This is a genomic window from Deinococcus yavapaiensis KR-236 (assembly GCF_003217515.1).
GTDB classification, from domain to species: Bacteria; Deinococcota; Deinococci; order Deinococcales; family Deinococcaceae; genus Deinococcus_A; species Deinococcus_A yavapaiensis.
Window position 1 is genome coordinate 1 of sequence record NZ_QJSX01000024.1, and the last position, 18,937, is coordinate 18,937.

19 protein-coding genes are annotated in these 18,937 nt (G+C 67.2%); 12 read left to right on the top strand and 7 right to left on the bottom strand.

Annotation, left to right across the window (positions count from 1 at the left end):
- The 10 genes from DES52_RS20540 to DES52_RS20585 form a co-directional block, all read left to right on the top strand.
- Nucleotides 1–1,035: ketopantoate reductase family protein (locus DES52_RS20540; RefSeq protein ID WP_245901199.1), on the top strand; the 1,035-nt coding region annotated here is incomplete at its 5' end.
- The gene (locus tag DES52_RS20545) at nt 1,032–1,664 is read left to right on the top strand and encodes an RraA family protein (protein WP_110888708.1); all 633 of its coding nucleotides are present in this window, start codon (nt 1,032–1,034) and stop codon (nt 1,662–1,664) included. The genes DES52_RS20540 and DES52_RS20545, both read left to right, overlap by 4 nt.
- Complete coding sequence (locus DES52_RS20550; RefSeq protein ID WP_110888709.1) at nt 1,661–3,175, top strand: carboxypeptidase M32; 1,515 nt, start codon at nt 1,661–1,663, stop codon at nt 3,173–3,175. The genes DES52_RS20545 and DES52_RS20550 overlap by 4 nt, the downstream gene beginning before the upstream one ends.
- The gene (locus DES52_RS20555) at nt 3,172–3,924 is read left to right on the top strand and encodes an SDR family oxidoreductase (RefSeq protein ID WP_110888710.1); all 753 of its coding nucleotides are present in this window, start codon (nt 3,172–3,174) and stop codon (nt 3,922–3,924) included. The genes DES52_RS20550 and DES52_RS20555 overlap by 4 nt, the downstream gene beginning before the upstream one ends.
- A gap of 17 nt (nt 3,925–3,941) precedes the next feature.
- Entirely contained in the window at nt 3,942–5,519 is a 1,578-nt protein-coding gene (locus DES52_RS20560) for an ABC transporter substrate-binding protein (RefSeq protein WP_110888711.1), read from the top strand.
- Nucleotides 5,520–5,523: 4 nt separating this feature from the next.
- Nucleotides 5,524–6,903: an amidase gene (locus tag DES52_RS20565; protein WP_110888712.1), complete on the top strand. Its 1,380-nt coding sequence runs from the start codon at nt 5,524–5,526 to the stop codon at nt 6,901–6,903.
- Nucleotides 6,900–7,655 carry an SDR family NAD(P)-dependent oxidoreductase gene (locus DES52_RS20570; RefSeq protein ID WP_110888713.1) on the top strand — a complete coding sequence of 252 codons (756 nt, stop codon included), beginning with the start codon at nt 6,900–6,902 and terminating at the stop codon, nt 7,653–7,655. Before DES52_RS20565 ends, DES52_RS20570 begins: the two co-directional genes overlap by 4 nt.
- Nucleotides 7,655–9,061 (top strand): dipeptidase, encoded by a 1,407-nt coding sequence (locus tag DES52_RS20575; RefSeq protein WP_170131202.1) that lies wholly within the window; start codon nt 7,655–7,657, stop codon nt 9,059–9,061. The genes DES52_RS20570 and DES52_RS20575 overlap by 1 nt, the downstream gene beginning before the upstream one ends.
- The gene (locus DES52_RS20580) at nt 9,054–9,989 is read left to right on the top strand and encodes a succinylglutamate desuccinylase/aspartoacylase family protein (RefSeq protein ID WP_110888715.1); all 936 of its coding nucleotides are present in this window, start codon (nt 9,054–9,056) and stop codon (nt 9,987–9,989) included. Before DES52_RS20575 ends, DES52_RS20580 begins: the two co-directional genes overlap by 8 nt.
- Before the next feature lie 24 nt (nt 9,990–10,013).
- Nucleotides 10,014–10,739, top strand: a complete 726-nt coding sequence (locus tag DES52_RS20585) for an MBL fold metallo-hydrolase (protein ID WP_110888716.1) — start codon at nt 10,014–10,016, stop codon at nt 10,737–10,739.
- Nucleotides 10,740–10,745: 6 nt separating this feature from the next.
- Here DES52_RS20585 and DES52_RS20590 read toward each other — a convergent pair whose 3' ends face one another.
- Entirely contained in the window at nt 10,746–11,576 is an 831-nt protein-coding gene (locus DES52_RS20590) for an EamA family transporter (RefSeq protein ID WP_170131203.1), read from the bottom strand.
- 90 nt (nt 11,577–11,666) lie between these two features.
- Between DES52_RS20590 and DES52_RS22710 the strand changes: the two genes are divergently transcribed.
- Nucleotides 11,667–12,080: a YchJ family protein gene (locus DES52_RS22710; RefSeq protein WP_146237414.1), complete on the top strand. Its 414-nt coding sequence runs from the start codon at nt 11,667–11,669 to the stop codon at nt 12,078–12,080.
- A 4-nt stretch (nt 12,081–12,084) separates the two neighbouring features.
- Here the strand turns inward: DES52_RS22710 and DES52_RS20595 are convergent, their stop codons facing one another.
- The 4 genes from DES52_RS20595 to DES52_RS20610 all read right to left on the bottom strand — a co-directional run bounded on the left by DES52_RS20595 (nt 12,085) and on the right by DES52_RS20610 (nt 15,626).
- Nucleotides 12,085–13,329, bottom strand: a complete 1,245-nt coding sequence (locus tag DES52_RS20595; protein WP_110888718.1) for a glycoside hydrolase family 1 protein — start codon at nt 13,327–13,329, stop codon at nt 12,085–12,087.
- 118 nt (nt 13,330–13,447) lie between these two features.
- Entirely contained in the window at nt 13,448–14,539 is a 1,092-nt protein-coding gene (locus DES52_RS20600) for an S-adenosylmethionine:tRNA ribosyltransferase-isomerase (protein WP_245901201.1), read from the bottom strand.
- Entirely contained in the window at nt 14,536–14,937 is a 402-nt protein-coding gene (locus DES52_RS20605; RefSeq protein ID WP_110888719.1) for a VOC family protein, read from the bottom strand. The genes DES52_RS20600 and DES52_RS20605 overlap by 4 nt, the downstream gene beginning before the upstream one ends.
- Complete coding sequence (locus DES52_RS20610) at nt 14,934–15,626, bottom strand: SDR family NAD(P)-dependent oxidoreductase (protein WP_110888720.1); 693 nt, start codon at nt 15,624–15,626, stop codon at nt 14,934–14,936. The genes DES52_RS20605 and DES52_RS20610 overlap by 4 nt, the downstream gene beginning before the upstream one ends.
- 197 nt (nt 15,627–15,823) lie before the next feature.
- Here DES52_RS20610 and DES52_RS20615 point away from each other — a divergent pair, with 197 nt between their 5' ends.
- Entirely contained in the window at nt 15,824–16,471 is a 648-nt protein-coding gene (locus DES52_RS20615; RefSeq protein ID WP_110888721.1) for a helix-turn-helix transcriptional regulator, read from the top strand.
- A 117-nt stretch (nt 16,472–16,588) separates the two neighbouring features.
- On the opposite strand, the gene DES52_RS20620 is transcribed toward DES52_RS20615, so the two are convergent.
- Both DES52_RS20620 and DES52_RS20625 read right to left on the bottom strand, forming a co-directional pair.
- A complete protein-coding gene (locus DES52_RS20620) occupies nt 16,589–17,152 on the bottom strand; it encodes an FMN-dependent NADH-azoreductase (protein WP_170131204.1) in 564 nt (187 codons plus the stop codon).
- A 366-nt stretch (nt 17,153–17,518) separates the two neighbouring features.
- Entirely contained in the window at nt 17,519–18,910 is a 1,392-nt protein-coding gene (locus DES52_RS20625) for a family 43 glycosylhydrolase (RefSeq protein WP_110888723.1), read from the bottom strand.
- Nucleotides 18,911–18,937: the final 27 nt, after the last annotated feature.

An 18,937-nucleotide genomic window follows, 5' to 3' on the forward strand; every position in this document is an offset into this window, starting at 1 on the left:
CGTGTCGTGAAGGTGCTGATCTGGGGCGCGGGCGCCATCGGCGGCACGATCGGCGCGTACCTCGTGCGCGCCGGACACGACGTGACCTTCGTGGATCGCGACGCCGACCACGTGCGGGCCATTCGAGAAGAAGGACTCGCGATCGAGGGTCCCATCGACACGTTCACGGTGCGCGCCCCCGCCTTCACGCCCGACGAGGTACGAGGCGAGTGGGCGCACGTCCTGCTGTGCACGAAAGCGCATGACACCGCCTCGGCCGCGCGAGCCCTCAAGCCTCACGTCACGCCTGACGGGTGCGTCGTGTCCGTGCAGAACGGCCTGAATCCGCTCATCCTCAACGAGACGTTCGGCGAGGCGCACGTCTTGGGAAGCTTCGTGAACTTCGGGGCGGATTACTTGCGGCCGGGCGTCATCCACTACGGTGGGCGCGGCGCGGTCGTGATCGGCGAGCAGGACGGACGGATCAGCGAGCGGGCGCGCGCGTTGCACGCGGCCTTGCGGCAGTTCGACGAGCACGCCGTCTTGAGCCCCAACGTCTTCGGGTACTTGTGGAGCAAGCTCGGGTACGGCGCGTTGCTGTTCGCCACGGCCGTCACGAACGACGCGATCGCCGACGCCCTCGCCAACGAGGAGGATCGCCCGCTGTACGTGGCGCTCGGACGCGAGGTGATGCGCGTCGCCCTCGCGCACGGCGTGACGCCCGAGGCTTTCAACGGCTTCGATCCCGCCGCGTTCCTGCCGGACAGCGGCGACGCGCGGGCGAACGCCTCCATGAACGACATGGTCGCGTTCAACCGCAAAAGCGCCAAGACGCACAGCGGCATCTGGCGTGACCTCGCCGTGCGCAAGCGCCGCACGGAAGTCGACGCGCAACTTGGCTGGGTGGTGCATTTCGGTCGCGAGCACGGCTTGCAGACGCCCATCACGGCGCGCCTCGTGGAGCTCGTGCACGACATCGAGGACGGACGGCGCGAACTGAGCCGCGCGAACCTCGACGAACTTCGAAGCCTCGTGAGGGTCGGGAGTTCCGTGTGAGCGATGTGACGGACGCTTTGCGAAGCCTGCTCGTCGACGGGGACTTGACGTGCCTCGTGAGCGACGCGCTTGACCGAGGCGGCGCGATGGGCGCGGCGGTGCGTTCGGTGTGGAGCGGGGCGCGCTTCGTGGGCGAGGCGGTTACGGTGCGGACCTTCGGAACGGACCTCAGTGCCGTCTTCGACGCAATTCAGGCGGCCGGGCCGGGAAGCGTCGTCGTGATCGATTCGCACGGCGTCACGAACGCCGCCTTTTGGGGCGAGCGGACGACGCGCGCCGCGATGGCGCGCGGTCTCGTCGGAGCGGTCATCGACGGAGCGTGCCGTGATGTCACGGCGATCGGAAAGCTCGGCTTTCCGGTGTTCTCCACGGCGATCACGCCGAACGCGGGTTTGCCGGGAGGACGCGGCGCCGTGAACGTGCCGGTCGCGGTGGGCGGAATGACCGTGCGGCCGGGAGACGTGCTGGTCGGAGACGAGAACGGCGTCGTCGTGATTCCCCTCGAACGGCAAGGCGAGGTGCTGGGCAAGGTGCGCGCGCAAATGGAAGCGGAGCGGCTCGCGTTTCAAGCGGCCGATCGAGGCGAGAGCGCGCCGCCCGAAGGCAATGAAAGGACGGTCTCGAAGTGAGCGAATTTGGACGGCGATCGGCCGAAATCAACGACGTGCTGTGCACTTTGAATTTGCTGGGGTGGGACGCGCGAACGCAGATGCCGAGCGGTGGCAGCGAGACGCGCGCCGCGCAGACGGCGACCCTCAGCGGCATCGCCCAGCGCCTCATGCTCGACCCTGCGTTCGAAGCGGCGGCGACCGAGGCGGCGGGCGACTTGGCCGAGGAAGTGGCGGCGAAGCAGGCCCTGGACGCCATCGGCGCGCTCAAGCGCGTTCCCGAGGAGCTCACGCGCGAGCTCGCCCTCGCCAAGAGCGCCGCGCAGGACGCTTGGGCGAAGGCGAAGACGAACAGCGACTTCGCCGCGTTCGCGCCGCACCTCACGCGCATGGTGGACCTCACACGGCGTCTCGCCGACGCCCTCGGGTACGAAGAGCATCCGTACGACGCCTTGCTGAACTTGTACGAGCCGGGCTTGAAGTCGAGCACGCTCAAGAGCTTGTTCGGGCGGCTTCGCGCGCACCACGTCGCGCTGCTCCAGGAGATCCAAGCGGCGCCCGAGCCTCGCACCGACTTTCTGGAGCGCTTTTACTCGGTGGAGGATCAACGGACGCTCGCGTTGGAGTTCGCGCAACTGGTCGGGTACGACCTTTCGCGCGGACGGCTCGACGCGTCGGCGCATCCGTTCGAGATCTCGTTCACGCGCAACGACGTCCGCATCACGACGCGCTACCGCGAGACCTTCTTGCCGGGCGCCTTGTTCGGCGTGCTGCACGAGGCGGGCCACGCCTTGTACGAGCAGAACGTCGCTCCCGAGCTCACGCGATCGATTCTCGCGTCCGACCTGCTCGGCTTGTACGCGGTGGGCGGCGCGAGCTTCGGAACGCACGAAAGCTCGTCGCGCTTGTGGGAAAACCGCGTCGGTCGGTCGCGCGCCTTTTGGGACGTGCACTTCGGGCGTTTGCAATCGGTCTTCCCGGCCCAACTCGCCGACGTCACGCCCGAGGAATTCCACCGGGCCGTGAACCGGGTGCGGCCCAGCCTCATTCGCGTGGAGGCGGACGAGCTCACGTACGACTTGCACATCATGCTGCGCGTCGAGATCGAAACGGCCCTCATTGCGGGCGAAGTGCAAGTCGCGGAACTGCCCGAGCTTTGGAACGCCCGCGTCAAGGCGGACCTCGGACTCGACGTGCCCGACGACGCGCGCGGCGTGCTGCAAGACATCCACTGGTCGACGGGATACTTCGGGTCCTTCCCGACGTACACGATCGGTAACGTCATGGCCGCGCAGTTCTTCGAGGCCGCGAGCGAGGACGTCGAGGACTTGCACGGCTCGCTCGCTCGCGGTGAGTACGGCCCGTTGCGCGACTGGCTCACCGAGCACGTCTACCGCCACGGCCGGACCTTCACGCCGCATCAGTTGCTACTTCTCGCCACGGGCCGCGAGCTCGACGAGGGGCCGTACCTGACGTACCTCACGAACAAATTCCGGGACTTGTACGGTCTCGAGCAGGAGGCGAAGGCATGACGCAGCAAGGAAGATTGAGCGGGCAAGTGGCGATCGTGACGGGCGCGTCGAGCGGCATCGGCGAGGCGACGGCCCTCGCGTTGAGCGCCGAGGGCGCGGGCGTCGTTCTCGTGGCGCGGCGCGAAGAGCGGCTGCGTGAACTGCAAAGCCGCATCGAGGCGCAAGGCGGGCGCGCCGAGATCGTCGTGGCGGACGTCGCGGACGAATCGCAAGCGAGGCTGGCGGTGGAGCGCGCCGTGGGCGCCTTCGGACGGGTGGACATCCTCGTGAACAACGCGGGCTTGATGCTGCTCGGGCCGGTCACGAACGCGGACACGACGGACTGGCGGCGCATGATCGACGTGAACCTCCTGGGCCTCATGTACGCCACGCACGCCGCCGTGCCCCACATGAAGACGCAAGGCAACGGGCACGTCGTGAACATCTCGTCTGTGTCGGGACGCGGCGCGAGCCCGACGTCCGCCGGGTACTCGGCCACGAAGTGGGGCGTCGGCGGATTCAGCGAAGGTCTGCGGCAGGAAGTGAGGCTGCACGGCATTCGCGTCACGGTGATCGAGCCGGGCGTCGTCGCGACCGAGTTGACGAACCACATCACGCACCAAGAGACGAAGACGACGTACGAGGGCCGGATCTCGCAGATGACGACGTTGGAATCCGAAGACATCGCCGCCGCCGTCTTGTACGCCGTGACGCAGCCCAAACGCGTGAACGTCAACGAAATCCTCATTCGCCCGCTCGACCAAGGCTGAACCCAGGAGGTACGACCATGAGGAAGACCGCGCTTCTCGTGACTTTGGCCTTGACCGCCACGCTCGCCGACGTCGCCACCGCCGCGCCCGTTCGGGGAGGCACGCTGGCGTACGGCCGTTACGCCGACTCGCTGCTGCTCGATCCCGTGTACACCGACGCGAACCTCGACATCTGGATCTTGACGAACATCTACGAGACCTTGATCGAGGCGGTGCCCAGCACGAACACCTTCCGAGGCGGCCTCGCGTCGTCGTACGCCTTCTCGAACGGCGGCAAGACCTTCACGGTGACGCTGCGCAAGGGCGTGAAGTTCTCCGACGGCTCTCCGATCACTCCGGCCGACGTGAAGTTCTCGCTCGATCGAGCGCGCAATCCGAACAACGGCGCTTGGAACTCGTTGCTGACGTCGATCGCGAGCATTTCCACGAAGGGCAGCGATCAAGTGGTGCTGACCCTCAAGAACCCCGATCCGAGTTTGGTGGCGGCCCTCGCGACCTTCAACGCGGCGGTTTTGCCCAAGAAGCTGTACGAGGCCGCGAAAGGCAAGGACGACGCCGAAAAGGCCAAAGTCTTCGCGGAGAAGCCCATCGGGACGGGGCCGTTCATGCTCAGCGAGTGGAAGCGCGGCTCGTACATGGTCCTCAAGCGCAATCCGTACTACTGGAAGAAAGGCGAGGACGGCAAGGCCTTGCCGTACCTCGACGCGATCCGCTTCGAGATCCTGCCCGACGACAACACCCGCATCCTGAAGTTGCAATCCGGCGAGATCCAAGGCGCGGAGTTCATTCCGTTCGCGCGCGTCAACGAGCTCAAGGCGAACGCGCAGCTCAGCGTGGTCTTGTTCGCTTCGACGCGCCGCAACTTCATCGTGATGAACACCCGCGCGAAGCTCAAGAACGGTTCGGCGAACCCGTTGGCGAACGAAAAGTTCCGCCAAGCGCTCAACTACGCCACCGACAAACAGGCCCTCATCAAGCTCGTGGCGTTCGGCAACGGCAAGGAGAGCAAGTCGTACTTGGCGAGCACCACCCCGCTGTTCGCCGCGCAGACCGGCTATCCGTACGATCTCGCCAAGGCGAAGTCGCTGCTCGCCGCGTCGGGCGTTCCGGCGAACACGGCCGTCACCTTGCAAGTCATCGCCGGAAACGCCGATCAGATTTCGCTCGCGACGGCGCTGCAGCAGATGTGGGCGACGCTCGGGGTGAAGCTGAACATCGAGCAGCTCGAAAGCGCGACCGCCAACGGTCGTTACGCCGAGAACGACTTCCAGATGCAGTACAACTACTGGACCGACGACATCGCCGACCCGAACGAAGGCACCGCGTACGCCGCCGTGTACAAGAACGCCGAGTCCTTTCACACCGGCTTCCAGAACGCGAAGGTCGATCAGCTCTTCGCGCAAAGCCAAGTGGAGCTCGACAAGACCAAGCGCGCCAACCTCTACAAGCAAATCCAGCAAATCTACGTGGCGGCGGCGCCGATGGTGTTTTTGTACGAGCAGCCCTTCCCGGTGGCGTTGCGCAAGAACGTCAAGAACTTCTTGCAGACTCCGCTCGGAAACAACATCTTCGTGAACACTTACCTCGCGAAGTGAACGTATGACGACTGAAGACGTCTTGTTCCTGTCCATCGCCGAGTTAGGCGCCCGCTTTCGAGCGGGCTCCCTCTCGCCCGTGGACGTCACCCGGGCGACGCTGCAGCGAATCGAGCAGCTCGACACCGTCTTGAACGCCTTCATCACCGTGACGGGCGACCTCGCCATGGAGCAGGCGGAGGCGGCAGAGCGCGAATTGCGAAGCGGCGTGGACCGAGGACCCCTTCACGGCGTCCCGGTCGCCTTGAAGGATCTTGCCGACACGGCAGGTGTTCGTACGACGTGCGGCGCGCGCATCCTGAGCGATCACGTGCCGACCGTCGACGCCACGGTCGTGACGCGACTTCGCGAGGCGGGCGCCGTCCTCGTTGGGAAGACGAACATGCTGGAGTTCGCGTACGGCATCGTCCACCCCGACTTTGGGCAGACGAACAACCCGTGGGATCCGACGCGCACGGCGGGCGGATCGAGCGGCGGGTCGGCGGCGGCGGTCGCCGCGGGCCTGTGCTTCGCGGCGCTCGGAACCGACACGGGCGGATCGATTCGCATTCCCGCGTCGTACTGCGGCGTGAGCGGCCTCAAGCCCACGTACGGTCTCGTGCCGCTCGACGGCATCTTTGCGCTGTCATGGTCGCTCGACCACGGCGGCCCGATCGCGCGCAGCAGCGAGGACGCGGCCTTGCTGTTGGAAGTTCTCGCGCAACGAACGCTCGACGTGACGCCGCGTGGCCTCAAGGGCGTGCGGCTCGGCGTGCTCGAAGAGCACATCGACGGGCCCGAGATGGAGCCGGGCGTGCGCGAAGTCTTCATGCGCGCGCTCGAAGCACTCAAAGACGCGGGCGCGCACCTCGTTCCCGTGCGAATCGACGAGCTCGACGCCGCCGACGCCGCGCTCATGGACGTTTTGCTGCCCGAGGCGAGCGTCATCCACGAACGATGGGTGCGCGAGCGGCCCGACGACTACGCCAAGGACACGCGCATGCAAATCGAGCTGGGCTTCGACGTGCGCGGCGTCGCGCACGTCAAGGCGCAGCGTTACCGCCAAAGGCTGGCCGCGAACTTTCTCGACGCGATGCACGGCTTGGTCGCCTTGCTCTCCCCGACCGTCGCGTGGGTGGCGCCGCACGAAGATCCGGTCGTGGCGGACGAGGCGGGCGCCGCCGAGGCGCGGCGCACCGCTCCCACGAACCTCACCGGGTTTCCCGCGTTGAGCGTGAACGCGGGCTTTTCTCAGCAGCTCCCGGTCGGCTTGCACATCACGGCGCGTCCCAACGACGACGCCGTCGCCCTCGCACTCGGAGCGGCGATCGAGCGGTTGCTGGGCGCCAACCGCGTTCCTCCTCTTCTCGACATGCCCTCTGTGCTCGAAAGGACTTCAGGTTGAACATCTCCTTCGACGGTCGAACCGTCATCGTGACTGGAGCCGCGCACGGCTTCGGTCGGGCCATCAGCCTCGCATTCGCCGCTCGCGGCGCGACCGTGTGGGCGTGCGACGTGCAAGAAGCGGGGCTGCAGGAAACGGCTCGGCAAGGCGGCGATTTGGTGCACGTTCGTACGGTGGACGTCTCGAATCGTGACGCCGTGCGCGCGTTCGTGCAAGAAGCGTCGGGCGGCTCGCGCGTGGACGTCCTCGTGAACAACGCGGGCGGCGTGCTCGGGCAAGTCGGACGTCCCGTGGAGGAGATCTCCGAGGATGATTGGCACGCGATCTTTCGCGTGAACGTCGACGGGGCCTTCTACTTCTCGCAAGCGGTCGCGCCGCTGATGAAGGCGGCGAACTTCGGGCGCATCGTGAACATCTCCAGCGGCGCGGGTCTCGGCGTGAGCCTCACGGGCATTCAAGCGTACGCGAGCGCCAAGGCCGCGCAGATCGGCCTTACGCGGCAACTCGCACACGAACTCGGCGCGTGGGGCATCACCGTGAACAACGTCGCGCCCGGCTTCGTGCGCTCCAATCCCACCACGGAGCGGCAGTGGGAAAGTTACGGCGAGGAAGGTCAGCGTCGCCTCGTGCAGGGCATCGCCATGAAGCGTCTCGGTTCGCCCGATGACATCGCGCACGCCGTGCTGTTCTTCGCGTCGGACTTCGCGGGTTGGGTGACGGGCCAAATCCTGAGCGTCGACGGAGGAAAGTGATGGAAGACGTCTTGGCGTACTTGGAGCGTCACCACGAACGTGACCTCGCCGACTTGCAGTCGTTCGTGCGCATTCCCAGCGTAAGCACCGACTCGCGTCACCGAGAGGACGTGCGGCGCGCCGCTCAGTGGGTGGCGACGCGTCTCATCGACGCGGGCGTCACGGACGCCGCCGTGAACGACACGGACGGGCATCCGGTCGTGACGGCCTCGTGGACGTTCGCCGAGGGCGCCCCGACGGTGTTGGTGTACGGGCATTACGACGTGCAACCGCCCGATCCCGTGGACCGCTGGGACTCGCCGCCTTTCGAGCCGACCGAGCGGGACGGCAAGCTGTTCGCTCGCGGCGTGTCGGACGACAAGGCGCCGATGCTGATTCCGATTCGCGTCGCCGAGGCGTTCTTGAAAACGCGCGGTCACCTTCCGGTGAACGTGAAGTTCCTGTTCGAAGGCGAGGAGGAAGTCGGAAGTCCGCACCTCGGCGACTTCGTGCGGGCGAACGCCGAGCGCCTCGCGGCCGACTTCGTGCTGTCCGCCGACGGCGGCATGTGGCGCGCGGACATTCCGACGCTCACGGTCAGCGCGCGCGGCCTTTGCGCGCTCGAGTTCACGGTGAGGGGCCCCGGCAAGGACTTGCACTCCGGACGTCACGGCGGAGCGCTGCACAACCCCTTGCACGCCATCGCGCAGATGGTGGCGAGCTTGCACGACGAGGAAGGGCGGGTGGCCGTCGCGCACTTCTACGACGGCGCCTTGGCGATCTCGGAGGCGATACGCGCCGACACGGCGGCCTTGCCGTTTCACGACGAGGCGTACCTCGCCGATGTCGGCGCGTCCGACACGTTCGGTGAGTCAGGCTACTCGACGCTGGAACGCCAATGGTACCGTCCGACGCTGGAGCTCAACGGCTTGTGGGGCGGATACATCGGCGAGGGCAGCAAGACCGTCTTGCCGAGCGAGGCGCACGCCAAGATCACTTGCCGCCTTGTGCCCGGGCAAGACCCCGCGCGAATTCGCGCTTTGATCGAGGCGCACTTGCGCGCTCACACACCGCGCGGCGTCACGCTGAGCTTCAACAAGGACGACCACGGAGCGGCCGCGTACCGCATTCCCGACGATCACGTGGGACTCACGGTCGCGCGTGAAGCGCTCGAAATCGTGTACGACCGACCACCGCTCGTCGTCGGCATGGGCGGGTCCATTCCGATCTGCGACACCTTCCGAAGCGTCCTGGGAATCGACACGGTGTTCTTCTCGTTCGCCGTCGGCGACGAAAACATCCACGCGCCCAACGAGTTCTTCCGCTTGCCGCGCTTTTTCGAGGGTGCGCGCGCGTGGACGGCGTACTTCGAGGGGCTCGCGAAGACGAGCCCCTCGGCGACGAGCGGGACGGTGGCGCGTGCTTGACCTCATCGACGCGACGCCGCTCGGCACGACGTCCAAGGGCGCGCTCGACGCTCCCTCGGGCGGAGACGACCGCGTTCCGTACGTCGTCGTGCGCGGCGCGCGCGGCGGTCCGACCCTGCTCGTGACGGCGGGCGTGCACGGCGCGGAGTACGCGAGCATCGACGCGGCGTACCGAGTGGCCGAGGACACCGATCCCGCCTCGCTGTCGGGAACGCTCGTCGTTCTGCCGATCGTGAATCCGGCGGCCTTCTGGGCACGCTCGATTTACGTCAACCCCATCGACGGGCTCAACCTCAACCGCGTCTTTCCGGGAGACGCCAGCGGATCGTACGCGCCTCGCCTCGCGGCGTGGCTGCACGAGACGTTCTTGTCGCGCGCCGACGCTCTCATCGATTTGCACGGCGGGGACCTCGTCGAAGCGCTCGAGCCCTTTTCGATCTACGCGCGGGGGCACGAGGCGTCACGGCAGCTCGCGCTCGCCTTCGGCTTGCCGCACCTCTTGTCGAGCGAAAGTCGCGGCATGAGCTACGAGGTGACGCGCACCCATGGCGTTCCCGCCATCATCGCCGAGGCGAGCGGGCAAGGATTGCGCGGCGAGCAAGACGTCGCCTTGCTGGTGGAGGGAACGCGGCGAGCGATGCGGCACCTCGGCATGCTGGACGGCGAGGACGTCCGCGCGCCGATTCGCGAGCACGAGACGTTCGCTTGGCTGTCCTCGCCCGAACGGGGCTTGTGGACGCCGAGCGTGGCGGCGGGCGAGACCGTGGAAGTCGGACAGACGGTGGGTGTGCTGCGCGACCTCACGGGTCGGACGCTGCACACGGCGACCGCGCCGGGAAGCGGCGTCGTGCTGTTCGTCGTGTCGAGCCTCGCCATGAACGCGGGCGATCCGCTCGTCGGGATCGGCGTGCCGCCTTCATCTGCCTGACACCTCGGATGGTACGGTGAGCGCATGACGATCCAACCCATTCGACTCGGCGATCACGTGTTCGCGCTGCCGCTGCCCGCCAATTTGATGGGCGGCGTGTCGCTCATTCACCCCGCGCTGCTGCTCGACGACCGCGAAGGCGCGACGCTCGTGGACACGGGCGTACCGGGCATGGAGGGCGTCATCGAGGAGGCGCTTTCGGCGTTGTCGTTGTCGCTTTCGGACGTGCGGCGCGTCGTGGTGACGCACCACGACCTCGACCATATCGGCTCGTTGCCGAGCGTGCTGTCACGAACGAACGCGGACGTGCTGGCGCTCGAGGCGGAGGTGCCGTACGTGCAAGGCGACCTTCCGAGTCAAAAGCAGCCGTCGCCCGAGAGGCTCGCGGCGATGCCGCCCGCGATGAAGGCGGTGTTCGAGAATCCGCCGAGGGCGCGCGTCACGCGCGTCCTGCACGACGGGGACGTCTTGAACGTCGCGGGCGGCGTGGACGTCGTCGCGACGCCGGGGCACACCTTCGGGCACTTGAGCTTGTTCGTGCGGAAAAGCGGCGTGCTCATCGCCGGGGACGCCCTGACGAGCGCGAACGGCGAACTCCACCCGCCCATGGAGCGCGCCACGCCCGACATGGAGACGGCGATGCGAAGCTTGGGCAAGCTCGCCACCCTGCCCGTTCGCGCGATCCTGACGTACCACGGCGGCGTGGTGAGCGAGGACGCGGCGAGTCAACTGCGGCGCGTGGCGGGCTGAGAAGCGTCACGTCCGCCAAGCCACGAGCGGCACGGCGATCAACGTCACGGCGAGACCCCACCACTGGTCTCGCCGTAAACGCTCTTTGAGGACGGCCCACGCGAGCAGCACCGTGAACGCCGGGTAGACGTTCGACAAGACGCTCGCTTCGGCGAGGCGGCCGGTTTGCGCGGCGAGCACGAACAAGACGTTGCCGAGCGCGTCGAGGACGGAGGACGCCACGATGGGATTCGGCGCGGCAGGTTTCAAGCCGGAGCCGCGCACAGCGAGCACGAGCATCACGCTGCCCGACACGAAGCGCGCCACGACGAGCGGCCAGAACACCGAGCCGGGCGTGGTCTGACCGAGAAACACGAAGAACGCCCCGAAGCCGAGTCCCGCCGAGACCGCGAGGAGCACGCCGCCCCGTCCGGTGCTCGCGTCGCGCGTGAGGACGACCACGCCGACGAGGGCGAGGATCATCCCGACGAGTTGCACGAAGCCGAGCACTTGACCGAGCGCGACGCTCACCAAGACGGGCACGGCCGCCGCGAGCACGGCGCTCGTCGCCGCGACGACGCCCATGGGTCCGAGGGCGAGGCCGCGGTACAAGGACGCCAGCCCGATCAGTCCGCCCACGCCCGCGAGCGCACCCCACGCGAGGTCGGCGAGGCTCGGGGCTCGCTCGCGAGTCAGCACGGCGAGCAACGCGAACGCCACGAAGGACAGGACGTGCGCGAGGGCGACGACGCGCACGACCGGATCGCGCTTCGTGGCGACTCCGCCGCTGAAGTCGCCGGAGCCGAACGACACGGCGGCGCCGAGACCGGCGAGCAGGACGATCGCGACGTCGTTCAAGCGTCCTTGGCTCCTTGTGAAGTCGAGAAATGCATGCAGAGACTCTAGCCGTTGAAAAGGGCTTTGAACACACGCCGTACACTGAAAGGCGTGCCGCCCCTTCCCTTTCCCCCGTCCCAAGCGTGTCCGTGCGGCTCGAAGAAGCCTTTTCGAAGCTGCTGCGGACCGCTGTTGTCGGGCGCGCGTGACGCGCCGACCGCCGAGAAGCTCATGCGCTCGCGCTACACGGCGTACGTCTTGCGAGACGAGGCGTACCTGCTTGCCACTTGGCATTCCTCGACGCGTCCCGCGCGTTTGGAGTTGCGAAGCGACGAGACGCGTTGGATCGGCCTCGACGTCCGAGAAGTCGAGCGGGGCGGTCCGAGCGACACGTCGGGCGCGGTGACCTTCGTCGCTCGGTTCGCGCTGGGTCGCGAGCGGCACGAGATGCGAGAGGTGAGCACCTTCGCGCGTGAGGAGGGGCGCTGGGTGTACCTGGACGGTGTCGTGGCCCGAGGCACTTGAGACGTCACGACCAATCTCGGTCGGCGTGCAACTTCATACGATCGGCGGCGGCCTTCACGTCCTGCAAGTCCACGGGGTCGCTGAACGGATCGGCGTCGAGGGTCGTGACGCGGTTGAGGAGCTTTTGCCAGCGTCGCAGTTCGTCCACGTACGGCCCGAAGGGCACGCGCTTCAATTCGTTCCCGTCGGGCACGAGGTCGTGAATGCCGTTGTGCAGCCACTCTCCTTCGTGCCAATTGGGCATGTCCACGCCGGGAAAGAGGCACACGCCGTGCAAGTCGATGCCCCTGGAGACGGCGGCGAGGCTTTCTTCCATGACGTCGCACAGCCACGCGGGCCGTCCGTCGCCGAGCCCGCTCGTCTCGGAGATGATGATGGGCCGCTTGTAGCGCTCCCAGACTTCCCACAGCAAGTCGCCCAGGGGAACGATGCGTTCGTCACGTGGTCCCAGCGCTTGATGCGGGCCGTGCTCGCGGTACTCCATCTGCCCGAACGAGTAGCAGTTGACGCCCACGATGTCGAGGACGTCGAGCGAGCCGCCGAACTCCGGGTGCTCCTTTCCGGCGAGAACGTCCCACGCGACGAACGTGTCGCGAAACGTTTCGTCGCGCGCTTCCTCGGCGAGGTCGGGTCGGTCGGCAGGCGGCACGATGTACACGAGGGGATCGACGTTCACCATGCGCGCGTCGGGATCGACTTCGCGAATGGCGTGGACGCCCGCGATGGCCGCCTCGCACAGCGCGAGCCGCAAGGCGAAGCGCGTTTCGCGGCTTTCGCCGTACGGAGCGACCCAGCCCCACTCGCCACCACAAAACGAGAAGAAGGTGATCTCGTTGATCGGCGTGAAGAAGTGCGGGCCGCGCACCCGGGGCGTCACGTACTCGGCCACGGCGCGGCAATAGCGGGCGAAACGCTCTTTGAACTCGGGCTGGAACGGGTCGAGGTCGTCGGGGTAGCCGTAGTGGCACAAGTCCCAGATCGGCAAGAGTTGGCAGGCGTTCAGCGCATCGATGTAGGGGTCGAGCCGTCCGAAGTCGAACTCGCCGCCTCGGTCCACGAGCGGCCACGGTACGCCTTCTCGCACCACGGCGATCCCGAGGTCACGCAGCAATCGGTAATCTTGCGCGACGAAGCGGTCGTGCTGCGTTTCCGCGACGAGGTCGCGACGCCCTTGACGCTTCCAGTGGAAGGTGGAGCACTCGAAGCCGGACAAGAAGAACGTCGGGAACAAGCTGGCACGAACGGTCATGTCGAGCCTCCGGAAGTGCGAACGGCAGCGTGAGCGTGGAGTGGCATGCGTTCACCGTACCCGGAGGCGTGGGCGTGGAGATGGCGGAATCGTGGAGGGTCGCTTACGCGCGCCAAACTCAGGGAACGATGAGGTGCAGATCGCCGAACTCGTGCCAAAGGTAGCGGCCTTGCAAGGCGGCTTCGTACGCGGCGCGCAGGTGGCGCTCTCCGGCGAGCGCGGCCAGCATCAGCAGGTGGCTGGCGCGCGGTTCGTGCCAGCCGGTCAGCAAGCCGTTCACGGCGCGCACGCCACGCTGAGGCGTGATGACTTCGCGCGTCCAGCCTTCGCCGGGGTGGGCGGTGCCGCGCGCGTCCGTGACGGTCTCCAAGGCTCGGACGACGGTCGTGCCGACCGCGAGGACGCGTCCGCCGTTGGCGCGCGTTTCGTTCACGGCGCGCGCGGTGCTGTCGGGCACGCGGTAGAACTCCTCGTAGGGCGGCTCGTGGTCTTCGAGGGAAGCGACGCCGGTATGCAGCACGAGGGGCGCGACGCGCACGCCCTTCGCGACGAGGCGGGTGAGCAAGTCGGGCGTGAAGGCGCGTCCGGCGCTCGGCATCTCGGCGCTGCCGCTTTCGGTGGCGTACACGGTTTGGTACGCTTCCAGCGGCCAGTCGCGCGGCACGTAGCCGTAGCGAATGGGGCGGCCGTGCGCGGCGAGGTAGGTGGCGAGGTAGGTGTGCGGAGCGCAGGGAAGGTGCAAGGCGGCGATCCACAGGCGCGTGCCGTCGCGCGAAGGCGGCGCGGCGCGGTCGAGGCTGTAGGGCGCGAGGAGGGTGACGCCGCCGCCGCCGGGCAAGGTGAGGGTTTCGCCCGCGTGCGCGTGGCGGAAGGGGGCCGTCGCGATGTCGGTGGGAAGGCGGACCTCGACGGTCCAAAGGTCGGCGGGCAGGTGCGTGCTGAGGTGGACGACGAGGGGCGTGCCGTCGGCACGGTCGGCGCGGAGCGCGGCGGGAAGCGTGCCGGACGTGTTGAGGACGAGCAGGTCGTCGGACGTGAGGAAGTTCGGCAGATCGCGGAAGTGCGCGTGCGTCACCGTGTCGTCTCGCACGCGCGAAACGAGCAGGCGCACGTCGTCGCGGGCGAGGCCGCGCGCTTCGGGCGGTTCGTGCGCTTCAAGGTCGGGCGGCAAGGTGAAGTCGAGCGTGGCGGTCGGCAGGATGTGCGTCACGGAAGGACCACCTCCGGGTGGAAGAGGGTGACGTGCAGGTCGTCGGGCGTGACGAGCCGTTGGTTGTGGTGACCCCACGGCGTGTCGACGGGTGGCGCGAGTGGTGTGGCTCCGTGTGCGGCGAGTCGCGCCGCGACGCCTTCCACGTCGTCGACGTTCAACGCGACACGCACGGGGCCGCTGGCGATGCCGGGGGATTCGACGGCGTCGATGCGCCGAGCTTGAGGCGTGTCGAGCAGTTCGAGGGTGGCGCGGCCCACGTCGAGGACGAGGCCGCGTCCGTTCGGGTCGTTCCAGCCTTCCACGACGTGCAGGCCGAGGCCGTCTCGGAAGAGGCGCACGGCCGCGTCGAAGTCGCTCGCGGCGAGCACGAGCCGCAGTTCGCTCGGCGGATTCACGCGGGCACCGCCGCGAGGTCGCGGGCGACGTAGCGTCCGCTGGGCAAGTCGCCTTGCAACAAGCGCAGGAAGCCGGGAACGCTCGCTTCGGGCGGAGCGCGGTCGCTGATGTCCTCGCCGGGAAAGGCGTCTTGGTGCATGCGGGTGTTCATGTCGCCGGGATCGACCCAGTACACGCGCCAATCGGGGCGTTCGGCGGCGAGGACGCGGCTGATCTGCTCCAAGGCGGCCTTGCTCGAGCCGTAGCCGCCCCAGCCCGCGTAGCCTTCGACGCCCGCGTCCGAGGAGACGTTGACGACGCGAGCTCCCTCGTGCAGGAGGGACGCGGCGAGTTGCGCGAGGCGCAGCGGCGCGAGGACGTTCACGTCGTACACGCGCCGCAAGGCATCGACATCGTAGTCGAGGAGGTCCGGGCGAGGCGTGACGCCGAGGGTGCTGGCGTTGTTGACGAGGGCGTCGAGACCGCCGAGGGTGCGCGCGGCGTTCACGAGGGCGCCGGCGTGCGCTTCGTCGGAGACGTCGCCGGGCAGGGCGAGGACCGTGGCGTGCTCGGCGAGTTCGGCGCGGGCGGCTTCGAGTTCGCTTGATTCGCGGGCAGTGATCACGAGGCTCCAACCTTGTCGAGCGAGGGCGCGGGCGAGGGCGAGGCCGAGACCGCGCGAAGCTCCGGTGACGAGGGCAATGGGCATGGACGTCCTTTCCGGGACGGCCAATGGGGCCGTCTCCTTGAAACGAGGAACGAGGACCGCGAGACGCTTCGCGTCTCGTGAGCGTTGTGAGCGTCCTACTGGGCGCGTTGAGGGCACTGTACTTCTCGCGACCAGAAAAAGCAAGTATTTACTTGTTAAACTCCTTTTGCCTTCGCTTCTCGCGCTACACTCGGTCCATGCCGGTCGTCAGCCCCGCCCTCGATCACCTTCCCGCCACCCGCCGGGACATCCTGCAATTGCTGAAAAAACGCGGTGAACTCGGCGCGGAGGACCTCGCGGCGCACCTCGGAATCACGCCGAGCGGCGCGCGTCAGCACCTCACGGCGCTCGAACAAGCCGATCTGATCGCCGCCCGCGATCTACGTGACGGCCCCGGACGTCCCAGGCGCCGCTATCGTCTCACCGCGCAGGCCGACGCGATGTTTCCCCGTGCCTACGCCGAGCTCACCAACGAACTGCTGAGCTACGTCGAGGACGCCGACCCCTCTCTCGTCGCGCACCTGTTCGCGAAACGCGGCGAGCGCCGCTTGCGGGCCACCCTCGCGCGCACGAATGGTCTGTCCTTTGCCGAGCAAGTCCGCGAACTCACCCGCGTGCTCGACGAGGACGGCTACCTCGCCGACGTCGAGGAGCGAGAAGACGGCTCGTTCGTGATCACCGAGCACAACTGCGCCGTCCTCTCGATCGCCATGCGCTACGGCCACGCGTGCGGCAGCGAGTTGGAGTACATTCGCGCCGCCTTGCCGCAAGCCGACGTCTCGCGCGTCGCTCACATGCTCTCCGGCGCGCACGTGTGCGCCTACCTCATCCGGCCGAAGTTCTGACGACGCGTCTCGGCGAGACGAGAAGGCGAGGGCGCCTCCGCGCCCTCGCCTTCGTCGAAAAAGGCGCGCTTCAAGTCACCAGGGTGAGCGCCTTGTTGAACGCGGCGTCCTTGTTCATCAAGGCGAGTTCCGGCACCGTCGTATGTTCCACCGAGATGAAGGTGAGGTCTCGAAGCCGATGAAGCCCAAGACGGCGCGCAGATACGTGTGCAGAAAGTCCAAGCTCGCCAGTGGCATGTCCGCGTACGCGGAGCCCGACGCCGTCACCACGACGATCTTCTTGCCCTTCACGAGTCCTCGGAAGCTTCCGTCGGCGTCGACTTCGAACGTGTGGTGAACGCGCACGACTTGATCGATCCAAGCTTTGAGGCTCGAGGGAATGCAGAAGTTGTACATCGGCGTGCTGATCAGCACCGTGTCGGCGGCGTGCAGTTCGGCCAGGAGGACGTCGGAGACCGTCGTGGCGCGCTTGAGGTCGTCCGTGACGAACGCGGGCGGCGTGAAGAATCCTTGGATCGTCTCGGCCGTCAGGTGCGGAATTTGTTGGAGGGCGAGATCGCGGTTGATGACGCGTCCGTCCGGGTGGGCGCCGCGCCACTGCGTTTCGAACGTTTGCGCCACTTGGCGGGAATACGATTGAGCGTTGCGTGGGCTGGCGTCGACTCTCAACAAAGTCGCCATGACTTTCCCTCCTCGGGAACATCGACAGGACCGGCGCTTCCCATGCTTCACATTTCCCTCCTCGCGCGCCTGTCTGCCCGGGGCGCGGAAGCACCGGTCGGGAGAACGCCAGAACGTGCGGGAAAGCTCGCTGCGAGCCATGGCTTGAAGACGGTTCACGAACCGGTCGGAGTGAAGGCGAACGAAGTGATCTGCGGATGCAGCTCATCACCTCCCCTGTGGGCACGCGCGGCACATCGAAGGGTACGACGAAGCGTGAATGACGCAGTGTAAGCCGCGCGCCGCCCCTCGTCCATGAGCGTTCGGCGCGTACGCCTGTAGACGCTTCCTACAGACACCTCACGCGGGTGTAGTACGACGTTCGCGCTAGCGAGCGCTCGGCGTGATCGTCACCGCGTCGAGTTGCACGTCACCTGCGACTTGTGTGAACGCGACGGTATTGAGGCCCGACTTCAAGGCGACCGTCAGCGTGCGCGTGCCGTAACTTTCCCAACCGCTCGCCGGGTACGCCACACGGTTCGGGGCGCCGTTCACGGTGACCGTCTGCGCGGCCGCCTTGCCCGAGCCGTTGGAGAAGCGCACGCGCAACACGTAACGCCCCGCCGAAGGTGCGGTCACGTCGAGGTCCACGCGGTCGCCCTCGTCGTCGAAGCGCGCCGCGACTCCTCCCGAAGCGAACGAGGACTCGCGCGAGACGGTGCCGCTGACCTTCGCCTGCTCGACTTCGTACTCGCCCGACGGCAAGGGCGAGGTCTGCTCGAAACCGACGGGAGCCCCGAAGTTCGGCGTGCCGTTCGCGTTCCACGTCAACTTCTGAGCGCGTACGCTGCGCCCGTTCCAGCCCGAGCCGTACACGAGGTTGGCGTGGTAGAGGTGCCAATCCTCGGAGCCGTCGGGAGACTTCACGAAGCCGTTGTGCCCCGGACCGTACACGTCGGCACGGTCGTTGCGGGCGAAGACGCACCCGTTCGACTTCTTCCACGCGGCGGCGTTCATGACGTCGCCGCCCTTGTCGAGCGACAGCAAACCGAGGCAGTAGTCGTTCGTCCAACTGCCGCTCGCGGAGTACGCGAGGAACACGCGTCCGTCGCGCACGAGTACCTCGGGGCCTTCGTTGATGTAGGGACGCCCGTTTTGCTCCCACGGCTGATCGGGCCGCGAGATGCGAACGCGTCCGCCTTCGAGCGTCCACGGATTGCGCATCTTGGCGATGTAAAGGTCTTGCTCGACGTTCTCGGTGCCTTCCCAGCCCGACCACACGAAGTACCGCTCGCCGCTCGGCGCGCGAAGCACCGTCCCGTCGATGGCCCAGCGATCGCTGGAATCGGAGATCTTGCCTTTGAACGTGTACGGTCCGGTGACGCTCGGCGCTTCGAGGACGTACATGCGGTGGTTCTCGTTGCGGCCGTCGTCGGCGGCGTAGTACACGTACCACTTGTCGCCCCAACGAACGAGTTCGGGCGCCCACAACTCGCAGCACGGCGAGTCGCCTTGCCCGCCGCGCCAAATGACGGTCTTCTTCGCCCGCCCGAGGCCCGTGAGCGTGAGGGACGTACGAACGCTCAAACCGTCCTGATCGGATTGCACGAGGTGGTAGAAAGCGCCGTCGAACACCACCGACGGATCTTGGCCGACGTCGAGGACGGGATTGCGAAACGTCTGCCGAGGGAGCGTCGAGGTGGCGGGTTGAGCGGACGCGAGCACGGCCAAGCTCAGCAGCAGGGCGCCCGAGCGGGCGGAAAGTAGTGAGCGACGCATAGTCCGATCGTATCCGTGGGCAAGTCC

Bases quoted from the DNA above. Each gene is read 5' to 3' on its own strand.
- DES52_RS20555 (WP_110888710.1), top strand. From the start codon at position 3,172: ATGACGCAGCAAGGAAGATTGAGCGGGCAAGTGGCGATCGTGACGGGC.
- DES52_RS20560 (WP_110888711.1), top strand. From the start codon at position 3,942: ATGAGGAAGACCGCGCTTCTCGTGACTTTGGCCTTGACCGCCACGCTC.
- DES52_RS20565 (WP_110888712.1), top strand. From the start codon at position 5,524: ATGACGACTGAAGACGTCTTGTTCCTGTCCATCGCCGAGTTAGGCGCC.
- DES52_RS20575 (WP_170131202.1), top strand. From the start codon at position 7,655: ATGGAAGACGTCTTGGCGTACTTGGAGCGTCACCACGAACGTGACCTC.
- DES52_RS20585 (WP_110888716.1), top strand. From the start codon at position 10,014: ATGACGATCCAACCCATTCGACTCGGCGATCACGTGTTCGCGCTGCCG.
- DES52_RS20595 (WP_110888718.1), bottom strand. From the start codon at position 13,329: ATGACCGTTCGTGCCAGCTTGTTCCCGACGTTCTTCTTGTCCGGCTTC.
- DES52_RS20610 (WP_110888720.1), bottom strand. From the start codon at position 15,626: ATGCCCATTGCCCTCGTCACCGGAGCTTCGCGCGGTCTCGGCCTCGCC.
- DES52_RS20615 (WP_110888721.1), top strand. From the start codon at position 15,824: ATGCCGGTCGTCAGCCCCGCCCTCGATCACCTTCCCGCCACCCGCCGG.
- DES52_RS20620 (WP_170131204.1), bottom strand. From the start codon at position 17,152: ATGGCGACTTTGTTGAGAGTCGACGCCAGCCCACGCAACGCTCAATCG.
- DES52_RS20625 (WP_110888723.1), bottom strand. From the start codon at position 18,910: ATGCGTCGCTCACTACTTTCCGCCCGCTCGGGCGCCCTGCTGCTGAGC.